This window comes from Pseudoalteromonas sp. T1lg88 (assembly GCF_002964765.1).
Taxonomy (GTDB): Bacteria; Pseudomonadota; Gammaproteobacteria; order Enterobacterales; family Alteromonadaceae; genus Pseudoalteromonas.
Genome location: NZ_PQCF01000007.1, coordinates 119,389 through 133,282, shown reverse-complemented (window position 1 = coordinate 133,282; position 13,894 = coordinate 119,389). Strand labels below are relative to the sequence as shown.

Here is a 13,894-nt window from a genome sequence, read left to right as displayed (position 1 = left end):
CATAAAAAGCCAAGCACCTCGCTTGGCTTTTTTTATTTCCCACAACACGCGCAATCCGGATTTTTAACCAGTTTAAAGGTTTTTTGCCCCAAAGTCTGGGCATTATAACTGTGCAGCGTCCCCGCCTCACCGGAGCCCAAGATAGCCTGAATGGCCAACAAGGCCTGCTGTGCGCCAATAATGCCAAGCAAGGGCGCTATCACTCCTTGGGTAGCGCAATTAGCGCTGGGGTTATCTTCGCGCTCGGGAAACACGCATTCATAGCAAGGCGATGACGAAGAGCGAAGATCAAAATAGGCCAGATGGGCGCTAAAGCCCGTCGCCGCCGCACTCACCAATGGCTTATCAAGGGCGTAACAAGCGCGGTTAAGCGCATAACGGGTGGCAAAATTATCGCTGCAGTCCAGCACCAGATCGCAGTCACGAATATGCTCGGCGAGATTGTCGGCATCGGCGCGCTTAACCTGCGCCTCGATGGCAATCTCATTGTTTAGACTCGCCAGTACCTTGGCCGCGGCCTTAGCCTTGGGCTGCCCAAGGTGGTTAACCTTAAACAGCACCTGACGCTGCAGATTACTGAGTTCCACCAGATCATCATCCATCAATCGCAGCCGCCCCACACCGCTGCTGGCCAGATACATCAGCGCCGGGCTGCCCAAACCGCCACAGCCGACCACCAGCACGGTGGCGTTTTTCAGACGCAACTGGGCATCAATACCAAAACCATCCAGCATCAGCTGCCGAGAGTAGCGGATTTGCTCCTTGGCACTTAACTCTTTTGTGCTCACTCACGCTCTCCGGCGATCGCTTGCTGTAACTCGGCAATGGCCGCTTGCGGGTCGGCCGCTTCGGTAATGGCGCGCACCACGGCAATGCTGCCCACTCCGGTTTCCACCACCTCGTCCATGCGCATCAGATCAATGCCACCAATGGCCACGCAGGGATAATGCGGCTGCATCAAGGGCACAAAATGGCGCAGCTTTTCCAGGCCTTGGATTTGTCCGCTCATGTCCTTAGTCGTAGTCGGATAGATGGCGCCAAAGGCCATATAGCTGGGACGATAATTGTGCGCCAGCAGCATTTCATAAAACCCATGGGTGGATAAGCCCAACCGCATGCCGGCATCTTGAATAGCCTTGAGATTGGCGGTGTGTAGATCTTCCTGGCCCAGGTGTACCCCATAGGCACCGTGCTTCAGCGCCAGCTGCCAGTGGTCGTTAATAAACACCTGTGCCTGATGAGTTTTTCCCAACTCAATGGCACTGATAATATCCTGCTCCAAATTGCCGGCCTCGGCGTCTTTAATGCGTAACTGCACTGTTTTAATGCCGCTTTGCAAACACAGTGCTAGCCAATCCAGGGAATCAACCACTGCATACAGGCCAAGACGTTCAGGGCAAGGGACAAAGCCGGCGGCATAATTAAAATCATTGGCACAATCAAAATCCAGGGCATCGCCCAGCCAGGTGCCCGGTTCAATTACCAGAGGAAAGTCGGCCAAATTTTCCGGGAACTGGGTGTGCGCAACCGGGCCCACACCCTCGCCATAACGTTTTGCGGCTTTTAACCCGGCATTGATATAGGCCTTGCCAAGGATAAAAGCGTCTTTTAGGGGATAGCCCTTAGCCAGGCAGGATGCCAGCACCGAGGACAGGGTACAGCCGGTGCCATGGGTATGAGGCGTGACAACGCTCTCATTTCCCAGCCAGTACTCTTGCTCGCCGTGACGGCAAAAATCAACGCAGTAACCTTGCGGATAATCCCAGTGGCCACCCTTGATAATAACGCTCTTGGCGCCCCACTGCTGCAGGCGCTTGGCGGCGTCACGCAGGGCATCCGGACCTATCAGGTACACCCCGGTAAGCAATTGCGTTTCGTACACATTGGGGGTGATCACATCCACCAGCGGCAACAGATGCGTTTTTATGGCGTCGGCAATCTCGCTTTGCGCGTCTTCCTCAATCAGGCTATCGCCGCTGCTGGCAATGGCCACCGGGTCGTAAATAACCAGGGGCGGTGTTTCCCAGTTGTCGCGATAATACTGTAAGTGCTCGGCAATCAACTGAATTTGCTGGACATTGGCAAGCATGCCTATTTTTATGGCTTGGGGTCTCAGGTCATGGGCCAGGGCCTGCAACTGGGATTCGATAACCGTCAAATCCACCGGATTCAATGCCTCAACGGCAAGGCTATTTTGCGCCGTCAGCGCCGTGATTACGCTGCAACCATGTACGCCAAAGCTGCGCTGGCCTGTAAATCCGCTTGAATACCGGCGCCGCCGCCACTATCCGAGCCGGCAATTGTCCAAACTATTTCGTTCATACTGCTCTCACTCGTTAAACTGGTGCCATACTGGCATACCCAGGGTCGGTGTTGAAGGCACGGCGGTGGATTTTACCGCCATAGGTCCGGCCAAATAGCTTTGTCGACCAGCCAAGGTGGCATTGGCAAAGGCGCGCGCCATCAATACTGGGTCATTGGCGCCGGCGATGGCCGAGTTTAACAACACCGCATCGGCGCCCAGCTCCATGGCCTGACAGGCATGCGACGGCACACCCAGCCCGGCATCGACAATCAAGGTGACATGAGGCAGGCGCTCGCGAATGCTTTGCAACGCATAAGGGTTAAGAATGCCCTTGCCTGTGCCTATGGGTGCCGCCCAGGGCATGATCACCTCACAACCCAAAGCGGCCAGGCGCTGGCAAATCACCAGGTCGTCGGTGCAATAGGGTAAGACCTTAAAGCCCTGGGCCAGCAATTGCTCGGCGGCCTCAAGCAAGGCCACAGGATCCGGCTGCAGGTTATAGTCATCGCCTATAAGTTCTAGCTTGATCCAATCGGTGGCGAAGACCTCACGACACATCTGTGCCAGGGTCATGACCTCCTGCACACTGTGACAGCCGGCGGTATTAGGCAGCACGGTCAAGCCAGTGTCTTTAATAAGCTGCCAAAAATCATCGCCTGCGGCCTGAGAATTTTGTCGTCTAAGGGATACGGTGACGATTTCGCTCTCACTGGCGAGGATCGCCTCCTGCATACACTTGGGCGAAGGATAAAGCGCCGATCCGATCAGCAGGCGACTGTTAAATTCCTGACCGTAAATGCTAAGTGTATCCCTCATCTAACCCCCTTGTATTGGCGCGAGGATGTCGAGCCGGTCGCCGTCTTGCAGCACCAGCTGCGGATATTGCCCCTGAGCCACAAATTGGCCGTTGACGGCCAAGGCAAAGGGAGGCGTGGCACCAAAGCTAGCCAGGGCCTGCTTTGCGCTGGCCTGCTCCGGCACCTCAAAGGCGCTGTCATTAATAAAAATCTGCATAATTCATTACCTTAAAATGCGGTATTAAACTCGGTCAGGGCCGAGCGCACCACGGCGGGAGCCAGCATATAACCATGACGGTACAGGCCATTGATACTGATCACCCTACCCTGACGACTGACGCTGGGGCGGTTATCCATCAATGCCGGGCGTAAGCCCACCTGCAAGGCCTCAATATGGGCCTCGGCAAAACCACTGTGTACGCTAAAGGCGGCACTCAATAGCTCCAAACCACTGCGCACCGTGACTGGGCGCTGATCCTGAGATTCGATTTCCGTGGCACCTATGACATAACGATTGCCCGGTTTCGGGGCAATATAAATGGGGTAACGCGGATGCATCAGGCGCACCGGGCGCTGCAGGAAAACCTCGGGAGCCACTACCCGAGCCACCTCGCCGCGCACACCACGCAAGGGCAGCTCGCCCTTGGCGCCCATACCGCGACAATCAAGCACTGCCAGATAGTCCTGCTGGGCCAGCTCCTGTGGCTGTACCTGGGTGTGAAAGTGAAATCGCACTCCGGCATTTTTTAAGCGCGCATAGCTATGGTGGAAAAAGCCGAGGTTATCTAGCTGCCCCTCACTGGGCAGGTAAAGCCCGCCGCCAAAACGCCCGGCCAGCTCCGGCTCCAACTGGCGCAGGCGCGCCGCGCTTAACTGCTCCGGCGCATAACCGGCCAAGGGCTTCAACTGCTTTTGAAAATGCGCCATCGCCCCTTGATCCTGCGGGTGGGCGACAACCACGGTGCCTTGGCGCTGAAAATGCACCTGAGTGTCGAGCAGCGCCAGCAATTGCGGCCATATCGCCAGAGACTCCAGCCCCAGCTCGGCCAAATCCTGCTCGCACAGCACCGACTCTGCCAAGGGCGCCAGCATGGCAGCGGCCACCGGACCGGCACTGCCGCTGCCCTCGGCGTCGCCACTGTCGAATACTTCGAGCCGGTAATGCTTGGCCAGCAAGAGTGCGGCCACCCGACCGCACAAGCCAAAGCCCACTATGGCTATTTTTTTACCCATTAGTAGGCCTTGTGATACAGCTCGCTGCCGGCGGCCTTAAATTCCGCCGACTTGGCCTTCATTTCAGACTCCACATCGACCATGCGAACGCTGATCTCCTCGCCCAAATTATTCGGGTCTATGCCCTTGGCTTCTAAGTCCTTGGCATAGTCACGCACTTCCTGGGTGATCTTCATGGAGCAGAATTTTGGTCCGCACATGGAGCAAAAATGTGCCACCTTGCCCGATTCCTGCGGCAGGGTTTCATCGTGATATTCACGGGCACGATCCGGGTCGAGACCCAGGTTGAATTGATCCAACCAGCGGAACTCAAAGCGCGCCTTAGACAAGGCGTTATCGCGTTCTTGGGCGCCAGGATGCCCCTTGGCCAAGTCCGCCGCGTGGGCGGCTATCTTGTAAGTGATCAAACCTTCTTTTACGTCTTCCTTATTGGGCAGGCCAAGATGCTCTTTTGGCGTCACGTAGCAAAGCATGGCACAGCCGTACCAGGCGATTTGCGCCGCACCAATACCCGAGGTGAAATGATCATAACCTGGGGCGATATCCGTGGTCAGCGGCCCCAAGGTATAGAACGGCGCCTCGCCACAATGTTCCAACTGCTCGTCCATATTAGCCTTGATCATATGCATGGGTACATGGCCCGGGCCCTCAATAAACACCTGCACATCGTGCTTCCAGGCAATTTTTGTCAGCTCGCCCAAGGTGCGCAGCTCGCTAAATTGAGCTTCGTCATTGGCATCGGCGATCGAGCCGGGACGCAGACCATCGCCCAGGGAGAAACAGATATCGTACTGCTTGAGGATTTCACAGATCTCTTCAAAGTGGGTGTAGAGGAAGTTTTCCTTATGATGCGCCAGACACCATTTCGCCATAATAGAGCCACCGCGCGAGACGATGCCGGTTACCCGCTTGGCGGTCATGGGCACATAACGCAGCAGCACACCAGCGTGAATGGTGAAGTAATCCACCCCCTGCTCCGCTTGCTCAATTAGGGTATCGCGGAAGATTTCCCAGGTCAGGTCCTCGGCCACCCCGTTGACCTTCTCCAGCGCCTGATAAATGGGCACTGTGCCCACAGGTACCGGTGAGTTACGAATCACCCATTCACGGGTTTCGTGAATATAACGGCCGGTTGATAGATCCATGATGGTGTCGGCGCCCCAGCGCGTCGACCATACGGTTTTTTCTACCTCTTCCTCGATGGACGAAGTCACCGAGGAGTTACCGATATTGGCGTTGACCTTGACCAGGAAGTTACGGCCAATGATCATCGGCTCGGATTCCGGGTGGTTTATATTGTTAGGGATCACCGCGCGGCCACGGGCAACCTCGTCGCGAACAAACTCAGGCGTAATAAAATCAGGGATGCTGGCACCAAAAGACTGGCCCGGGTGCTGTTCCTTAAGTAACTGCTCACGTACCTCGGCACGGCCCATGTTTTCGCGAATGGCAATGTATTCCATTTCCGGGGTAATTATGCCCTGACGCGCATAATGCATTTGCGTCACGTTTTTACTGGCTTTGGCACGGCGGATCTGGGGCAAGTGCTCAAAGCGAATATGATCCAGGCCTTCATCGGCCATGCGCTGCTGGGCAAACTGCGAACTTTTGCTCTCTAGCAACTCGGTGTCGTCACGCCCTTCTATCCAGGCCTGACGAAACTTAGGTAGACCCTTGCGTACATTAAGCTCAAAGTCGGGATCCGTGTATGGGCCCGAGGTGTCGTAGACGCGGATAGGCGCATTTTTTTCATAGATGGGGCTATCTTCGGTGCCACCGACAAAGCTGTCGCTTAAGGCTATTTCCCGCATGCCCACGCGCACGCCGGGCAAGGTGCCTTCAACATAGACTTTTTGCGAATTAGGAAAGGGTTGGCCGGTAAGGTTATGAATATAGTGCGACGCCGCTTCTCGGTTTTGACGACGGCTAGGTTTGTTCGATTCTGACATGACGCTTCTCATTAATTGGTTGAGTGTGTCTTGTCTGGAGGTGCAAAGACCTTGCTGGTCTGTGCCTTTGGTCCGTGCGCGTACGCGCCGCTTAGGCTGGGCCGAACTTGTGCCAAGTTAGCACAAGCGTGCCGAGGCAAGCTTGTTCCCTACGCAGGTATGAGCCTGATCAGGTTAACGGATCCCGCAATTGCGATCTCAGCCCCTTGATACCTAATGGTAAGTTAGGGCACTCCGACAAGTGTTCGTGGCGCAGTCTAGCCTAGAAACTCACTGCTGCGCAAGCCAGCGGTCGAGATGATTGGCAAATTGTTGTTTATCCTGGGCGCTCAGCGGCGCCTGGCCACCGGTTTGAATGCCACTGCTGCGCAGGGTATCCATAAAGTCGCGCATATTCAGGCGTGACTTGATGTTTTCCTTGGTATAGAGCTCGCCGCGGGTATTCAGTGCCAGTGCGCCCTTATCGATCACTTCCGAAGCTAGGGGAATATCACTGGTGATCACCAGCTCACCGCTTTGCACCTGCTTCACAATTTCGTTATCGGCCACATCAAAGCCCGGCATCACCTGCTGCATGCGCAAGTATTCCGAGGCCGGCAGGCGAATATACTGATTAGCAACAAATACCGTTTTGGTTTTGGTGCGCATAGCGGCGCGGCAGATTATCTCGCGAATGGCCACCGGGCAGGCATCGGCATCAACCCAAATACTCATAGTCTTCAATCTAGAAAGTGAAAACACCAGTATACGCGGGGTTAGACCGAAGAAAAACCGCTAAGGTGCGATTCAACGGCAATAACGGACGGCTTATCGAATTTAGTCGCGCTGCAAATTTAAGCGCTTACAATGGGCAAAAAAAACGATACAGGAATGAATTGTTATGAAACCTGCACTGACGGTACTTAGCGCTGCGCTGATTGCGACGCTTGGCACCCAAGTTTATGCCCAAGAGGCACTCGAGTTTAGCGATGTCTTTGACTTTAAATATCCCAAGTCCACGGTTTTGGGTGAGCAAGGCAAGGTACTGGCCTTTAGTGCCGCCCCCTATCGCGGTGACGCCCAGGGTCTGGTGTATGACCTTGAGAGCAACACCTTGCTTGCCAGCGTTGAGCGCGGTACCCAGGCCAGCATCAATAAAAACAGCCAGTGGGCGGCGTTTTTGCAAGTTCCTTCCCTGTTAGAGAAAGAAACCGCCGATAAAAAAGCCAAGAAAAAACTAACAAACACACTCGTATTGGTCAATACCCAAAGCGGTGAGCAACAAGAGTTTGCTGCGGTGAAAGACTATCAAATCTCCGATGATGGTCGCTGGCTTGCCTATCGCCATGAGCAAGAAGAAAACAAAGCAGATGATAAAGACGAAGAAACTGATGCACCAGCAAACGGTGCAGAAAGCTCAGGCAAAACCGAAGACGCCATTAAGGCAGATAAAAAAGACAAGGTCTTAGAGCTGGTTGTCGTGGACTTGAACTCGGGTGTCAGCAGCAGCCAGGACGCAGTGCTCAAATTCGCCTTTAGCCACACAGGCGCTGGCTTGCTGTTCAATACGCAAAGTAAAGACGGCAGCGAAAACGAGATCAGTTACCTGGACTTAAACAGCGGCCAAAGCCATGTACTTATCGATGAGCCGGGTGTAACCCTCAGCGCTATCGACTGGCATCCAATGCAAAACCTAGTGGCCTTTAATGTCGGCAACTATGTGAATGATGACCAGCGTCGCCGAGACTATCGCACCATGCTTTGGCATGTTGAGCAAAACAAATTACAGGACCTGGATAGTCAATGGCAGGCGGGTAAAAAAGGCACGTTGAGCTGGTCTGAAGATGGCGAGCGCTTGTATTTCACCGCCCGTCCTACCCTTGCCGCCAAACCCAAAGAGCTAAAATACCAGGACGCCGAGTCACTGCGTGATTACGACACCATTATGGCCCAGGCCAAGCTTAATCTATGGCACCATCAAGACGCTGAAATCAAACCTCGCGAAGAGCAACAATGGGGTGAAGAGAATAAGCACCGTCATTATCAGGCGGTATATCACCTTGATGGCAATAAGGTGGTGCAGCTCGCGGATCCCCAGGTTCCCGAGCTCAACCTGAATAAAAAGGCCGATCACCTGCTTGGTTACAACAATCAGGATTACCTGGCACAAATCACCTACAAGGGCTTTTATAGCGACTACTATGCGGTCGATGTACTAACCGGTAACAAGCAACTGATCGTGGCCGAGCACCCTCACCGCCCCAGCCTGTCGCCCACGGGCAAGTATGCGGTCTTCTTTGACAAGGGCGTTTGGCAATTAAAAGACCTGGGCAGCAACAAGGTTCGCCCCCTAAGCAAGGCCATTAATGCCATCTTTGCCGATGATCAACACGACTACCCGTCTCCTGTCAGCGATTATGGTGTCGCCGGCTGGTACCGAGACGGCTCCAAGGTGTTAATTAACTCCAAGCATGATATTTGGGCGTTTGATACCCGCAGCGGGGAAGCCCAATCCTTGACCCAGGGTAAAGGCAACAACAAGCAATATCGCGTGATTAACCTCGACAGTGACAAGCTCGGGTTTAATCCAGATGAAACTCTGTTGCTGCGTGTCTTTGATTTAAAAGACAAGCAAGCGGGAGTGGCCCAGCTCAAGCTAACGGACAAGTCTTTAGTAACCTTGCTCGACGGCGACGCTCGGTTTGATCTGGTGAAAAAAGCCAAACACGCCGATAAGTATTTGTTTACCCAGCAAAGCTACTCGCAATTCCCGGATTACTGGCAAGCCGATAAAGACCTGGCCAATGCCAAGCAGGTCACTGACCTCAACCCGCAAATCGATCAGTTTAAATGGGGCAAAAAACCCGAGCTAGTCAGCTATAAAGGCTATGATGGTGAAGATCTTCAGGGTGTACTGATTAAGCCGGCCGACTATGTCGAGGGCCAAAAAGTACCGGTAGTGATCTACTTCTACCGCTATATGAGTCAGCGCCGCTTCGACTTCCCGAAGATGGAGCTGAATCACAGACCCAACTTCCCCATGTTTACCTCTAACGGTTATGCCATCTTCTTGCCGGATATTCGCTTTGAAGTGGGTCACCCGGGACCCTCGTCGACTAAAACCATGATCAACGCGGCACAAAAGCTTATTGATATGGGCGTTGCCGACCCGAATGCCATCGGCTTGCAGGGCCACTCCTGGGCCGGCTATCAGAGTGCCTTTATGGTCACGCAAACGGATATGTTTAAGGCCGTGGTGTCTGGCGCCCCGGTATCGAACATGACCTCGGCCTACAGCGGCATACGTTTGAAATCGGGTCTGGCTCGCCAGTTCCAGTACGAAACGGGTCAAAGCCGTATCGGTAAGCCCTTGTATGAGGCTCCCGAGCTCTACATTGAAAACTCACCGGTGTTTTTCGCCGACAAGGTGAACACCCCTATTATGGTGATGTTTGGCAATGAAGACGGTGCAGTGCCCTGGCAGGAAGGCATTCAATACTACCTGGCGCTGCGCCGTGCCGGTAAGGATGTGATCTTCTTGGAATACGAAGGCGAACCTCATCACCTCAAGCAATTCCCGAATCAGGTCGACTTCTCGATTCGCATGATGCAGTACTTTGACCATCACCTAAAAGGCAAAGCCGCACCACAGTGGATGCAAGAAGGCATTCCCTTTTACGAGGAATAAGAACGACAAAACATTGTAGGTCGGTGCTTCGCGCCGACATCTAAGCAATTTTGCATTTTTGTCGGCCTTTCGGCAATGTGCTCCTGCATTGCTCTACTACCGCCATCCATGGCGGCAAAGGCCGACCTACAACTACATGGTAAGAATCGTGCACATTTGTAGGTCGGTGCTCTGCGCCGACATCTAAGCAATTTTGCATTTTTGTCGGCCTGAAGGCCGACCTACAACTGTTTCGCGCGTTTAATGCCGGCTTCCAAAAACATGGCATAAGCTCGTTGTGCCAGCTCATCATCCTGAGGCTGATACCGCTTGGGAAAGGTTTCAACCAAGGTGGCGACATCGGCACTTGGATTCGCCTGAACATGCTTAACTATGGCCTCAAGCCAGGCCTTGGGCTTTGTTAAGTCGGATGTTGCAAGGACACCGCCATGACCCGGCAGCACCTGAGTCACGGGCAATTGTGATAACTCATCCAAAGCCTGCAGCCAGGCCTGATAGTTGGCCTCACCCGGGTACGGCAAAGTATCTACCATATCCGCGCCAATCAGCAGCTTGTCGGCCTTTACCAGAACGGCAATATCACCTTGGGTGTGCGCAGCAAAAGGCAGTAGCTCGACATTTAACTTGCCCAAATCAAGCTGGGTTGGCTGGGATATCACCTTATCGGGCGTTGAAAAGCGCAGCGATTGCCACTGCTTAAACCGCGCCTGGGCTCGCGCTATTTTGTCCCGCCAAGCGCGTTGCTCCTGCTCCGGCAGCTTTTCCATACGCTGCTGACTCAAAGCTATGCTTTTAACAAAACCATCCAAACGCTCGTTTAACTGCTCATGGGCGAGATGAAAATTCTCGCCAAGGAACTGATGCACTATAAGCTGGGCATCGGGAAATTGCTTTTGTACCAAGGCCAACCCAAGCAGGTGATCATCATGGGCGTGGGAGGCGAGCACATAGCACAAGGGCACGCGCAGTTGCTTTTTCAGCTCACCAATAAACGCTTCCGTTTGCGTAAACTCCCCTGGGGCATCCACCAGCAGCGCACACTGCTCTCCTTGGATCAGCGTCTGGTTGGAATCATAAAAGCGCAACTTAGCGGGCTGCTCAATAAATTCAACATGGTCACTGAGCGTTTGCCAATTTTGCTGGGCCAGGGCACCGGTCGCGACCACAGATAATATAAGGGCGCTTACGTATTGACGCATAAACGACTCTCCATAAAAAAGGCGCTCAAGGGCGCCTTAATCTTCTTGCTGCAAAGCAGCTTCTAGCTTGTCACACAAAGCATGTTGCTGTGCCGACAATTGATGCAACTGCGCCTTGGCCTCAAGCAGCTCATGAGACAAGGTCAGCGCTGCTAACAGCAAGGCCTTGTCATCATTGCGAATTGCCGAGCGCGTACGCATTTGCTCTACATTAGCATTTAAGTTTTCGGCCGCAGCGAGCAGTGCCTGCTCTTGCCCCTTGGGACAAGCAAACTGATGCTCTTTACCGAGCAGGTTTACCTTAACGCTGTGCCCTTTGTCACTCATTAGCTCGCCGCTTGCAGCTTCTCAAGTAATGAGCTCAATGTGGTGCTGGTTTCTTTTTGCTTTTCTTCGCTTTCAAGCACTTCAAGTTGCAAGGTTTCGTTTTCGTCTTGTAACTTGGCATTGCTTTCACGCAGCGCCGATACTTCTTGGCCTAGCTCTGCATTGCGGGCAATTAGTTTATCGACCAGTTGTTCGAGTTGGGAAAGGGTTTCTTGATTCATAAATGCGCTCTTTAAACTGTTGATTAGAGTGTGCAAATGTAAAGCAATCTGCCTAGGGATGCTAGGGGTTACAAGCGAATTCCTGTAAATTTTTCCAGTATTAACAGCGGGTTCATTTTCAACCGACCAAGGTTCAGCAAGCGTTTAACTTATCAGCGCGCTTTTTATACAAACAAGTCTTGGGCATACTATTGGCTATCGTCGGCTGTTTATCGCTGACAATAAAGAGTAAAATGGCGGCGCAACTTTTTGGTCTGGATTATTTATGCTCAGTTATCGTCACTCCTTCCACGCCGGCAACCCGGCGGATGTAGTCAAACACCTGGTATTGGCTCAGTCGCTTAAGCACATGGTGAAAAAAGACAAGCCTTTTGATTATATCGATACCCATTCGGGTGCGGGCTTTTTTGCCCTCGACAACGCCGATATGCAAAAGACCAAGGAGTATGCCGATGGTATTGCCAAGCTTTGGGATTACCAGGGTGATGTTGAGGCATTAAGCGAATATGTAGCTTTAATTAAGAGCATGAATAATGGCGCGGCGTTAGCCCATTACCCCGGCTCGCCTAAGGTGGCCGAGCATTACCTGCGCAAGCAAGACAAGGGTTGGTTTTTTGAGTTGCACCCGCAGGATTTGGCCTTGCTTGAGAAAAACATGGCCGGCAAGCGCTCATTGCGAGTAAAAGGTGAAAACGGCTTTAGCGGTTTACTCGGCTTGGTGCCGCCTTTATCTCGTCGCGCCTGCGTACTGATGGACCCGCCTTACGAAATTAAAAGCGACTATGACAAAGCCGTCGACAGCCTTATTAAAGCTCATAAGCGCTTTAGCAGCGGCACCTATTTGCTTTGGTACCCTGTGGTGGATCGCGAGCGCATCGATCGTATCGAACAACGTCTAACCCAAAGCGGCATTAAGAATATTCAGCTGTTCGAACTGGCCACCAGTGCCGACACCGACACCCATGGCATGACCGCCTCCGGCATGATAGCCATCAACCCGCCTTATACTTTAATGAAGACCATGGAGCAAGTGCTGCCCGAGCTGGTCACCTTATTAAGCGACAGCAGTGGCTTTTACCGCGCCCTACAATTGGTGGAAGAATAAGTTAGGCTTTTGTAGTAGGTCGGTGCTTCGCGCCGACATTTAATCAAAGCTAAAGGTGCTTGCGCGTCGCAGAGACAGGATCTTGGTGTATCAACACATCCACCTCCCCGCCGAACTCGGGATGTTTTTGCAGGCTAAAGGCGTCCTTTACCATAAGCTCAACCTCGTCGGCGATGCGATGGGCTTGCACTAAGGGAATATGGTCATCCAACTCTAAGTGAAACTCGACAAAACGCACCTTACCGCCTTGGCGGGTACGTAGGGCATGCACACCGTGCACAGCCTCATGAGCGCAGGCAACCGCCACTATATGAGCTTTTTCTTCATCGGGCAGCTCCTTATCCATCAGGTGCCCCGCACTTTCAGTGGCAATTTGCCAGGCGTTATACAATAAATAGGCGGCAACCAAAATGGCGAAATAAGGATCGGCGCCACTTATCCCGTAATAAGCCAATAACAACGCCAGCATCACAGCTAGGTTAAGGAACAAGTCACCCTTGTAATGCAAAGAGTCGGCCTTAAGAGCCACGGATTCGGTGCGCTTTAGCGCCTGATATTGCACAAACACCACAACCAGGGTACAGAAGATTGCAAACACACTCACCCAGACACCAAGCAAAGAATGCGTAATGGCGACCGGATTAAACATGCGCTCTATGGCATGAAAAGCGAGCAAACAGCCACTGCCGGCAATAAAAGCAGATTGGCCAAGGCCGGCTAGGGCTTCGGCCTTACCATGACCAAATCTATGGTCATCATCGGCGGGTTTTAGAGCATAACTGAGCACAAAGAAGTTCATCAAGGTGGCACTGATATCCAGTAAGGAGTCGGTAAGGGAGCCCAACATAGCCGCCGACCCCGATGCCAACCAGGCCCAGGCCTTAGCGAAAATCATTACGCTAACCATAATCAGAGTGCTGACGCTGGCAAAGCGCACCCAAAAATCATACCCCTTCCCTGTCTTTGGTGTTGGTGCTGCGTTGGCCACTAATTATACTCGCTATGATTCATTTACTTATATGGGCGTTATTGTAACCAAGTTTGCCATGCTTAGGCTAATTTTGGCTTCGCCCTTGTAGGTCGGGGTTTGC

12 protein-coding genes, 1 pseudogene and 1 riboswitch are annotated in these 13,894 nt (G+C 53.0%); of the genes and pseudogenes, 2 read left to right on the top strand and 11 right to left on the bottom strand.

Annotated features, from left to right (window positions below; all coding sequences use genetic code 11):
* Positions 1-32 precede the first annotated feature (32 nt).
* The 7 genes and pseudogenes from C2M34_RS04615 to C2M34_RS04585 form a co-directional block, all read right to left on the bottom strand.
* Positions 33-788, bottom strand: coding sequence for a HesA/MoeB/ThiF family protein (locus tag C2M34_RS04615; RefSeq protein ID WP_267894342.1), 756 nt, complete (start codon positions 786-788; stop codon positions 33-35).
* Positions 785-2,322: pseudogene (gene thiE, locus C2M34_RS04610) on the bottom strand (thiamine phosphate synthase). Before thiE ends, C2M34_RS04615 begins: the two are co-directional and overlap by 4 nt.
* Positions 2,323-2,329: 7 nt before the next feature.
* Positions 2,330-3,121 carry a thiazole synthase gene (locus tag C2M34_RS04605; RefSeq protein WP_105258177.1) on the bottom strand — a complete coding sequence of 264 codons (792 nt, stop codon included), beginning with the start codon at positions 3,119-3,121 and terminating at the stop codon, positions 2,330-2,332.
* The gene (gene thiS, locus C2M34_RS04600; protein WP_105214765.1) at positions 3,122-3,319 is read right to left on the bottom strand and encodes a sulfur carrier protein ThiS; all 198 of its coding nucleotides are present in this window, start codon (positions 3,317-3,319) and stop codon (positions 3,122-3,124) included. It lies immediately after the preceding gene.
* 11 nt (positions 3,320-3,330) lie between these two features.
* A complete protein-coding gene (locus tag C2M34_RS04595) occupies positions 3,331-4,335 on the bottom strand; it encodes an FAD-dependent oxidoreductase (RefSeq protein ID WP_105200161.1) in 1,005 nt (334 codons plus the stop codon).
* A complete protein-coding gene (gene thiC / locus C2M34_RS04590) occupies positions 4,335-6,284 on the bottom strand; it encodes a phosphomethylpyrimidine synthase ThiC (RefSeq protein ID WP_199878772.1) in 1,950 nt (649 codons plus the stop codon). The genes C2M34_RS04595 and thiC overlap by 1 nt, the downstream gene beginning before the upstream one ends.
* Before the next feature lie 129 nt (positions 6,285-6,413).
* Positions 6,414-6,531: riboswitch (TPP riboswitch) on the bottom strand.
* Between the two features lie 23 nt (positions 6,532-6,554).
* On the bottom strand, positions 6,555-6,998 hold the full coding sequence (locus C2M34_RS04585) for a YaiI/YqxD family protein (protein ID WP_105187885.1): 444 nt from the start codon (positions 6,996-6,998) through the stop codon (positions 6,555-6,557).
* Positions 6,999-7,164: 166 nt separating this feature from the next.
* Here C2M34_RS04585 and C2M34_RS04580 point away from each other — a divergent pair, with 166 nt between their 5' ends.
* Positions 7,165-9,951 (top strand): S9 family peptidase, encoded by a 2,787-nt coding sequence (locus tag C2M34_RS04580; RefSeq protein WP_105258175.1) that lies wholly within the window; start codon positions 7,165-7,167, stop codon positions 9,949-9,951.
* 221 nt (positions 9,952-10,172) lie between these two features.
* On the opposite strand, the gene C2M34_RS04575 is transcribed toward C2M34_RS04580, so the two are convergent.
* From C2M34_RS04575 to zapB, 3 genes are read right to left on the bottom strand one after another with little or no spacing between them, the layout of a single operon-like run.
* A complete protein-coding gene (locus tag C2M34_RS04575; RefSeq protein ID WP_105258174.1) occupies positions 10,173-11,150 on the bottom strand; it encodes an MBL fold metallo-hydrolase in 978 nt (325 codons plus the stop codon).
* Positions 11,151-11,186: 36 nt separating this feature from the next.
* Complete coding sequence (locus C2M34_RS04570) at positions 11,187-11,477, bottom strand: cell division protein ZapA (RefSeq protein ID WP_105200157.1); 291 nt, start codon at positions 11,475-11,477, stop codon at positions 11,187-11,189.
* Positions 11,477-11,698: a cell division protein ZapB gene (zapB, locus tag C2M34_RS04565; protein WP_105200156.1), complete on the bottom strand. Its 222-nt coding sequence runs from the start codon at positions 11,696-11,698 to the stop codon at positions 11,477-11,479. Before zapB ends, C2M34_RS04570 begins: the two co-directional genes overlap by 1 nt.
* Before the next feature lie 265 nt (positions 11,699-11,963).
* On the opposite strand from zapB, the gene C2M34_RS04560 reads away from it, so the two are divergent.
* Positions 11,964-12,803: a 23S rRNA (adenine(2030)-N(6))-methyltransferase RlmJ gene (locus C2M34_RS04560; protein WP_105258173.1), complete on the top strand. Its 840-nt coding sequence runs from the start codon at positions 11,964-11,966 to the stop codon at positions 12,801-12,803.
* 49 nt (positions 12,804-12,852) lie between these two features.
* Here the strand turns inward: C2M34_RS04560 and C2M34_RS04555 are convergent, their stop codons facing one another.
* Positions 12,853-13,710 (bottom strand): cation diffusion facilitator family transporter, encoded by an 858-nt coding sequence (locus C2M34_RS04555; RefSeq protein ID WP_105200303.1) that lies wholly within the window; start codon positions 13,708-13,710, stop codon positions 12,853-12,855.
* Between the last annotated feature and the right edge of the window lie 184 nt (positions 13,711-13,894).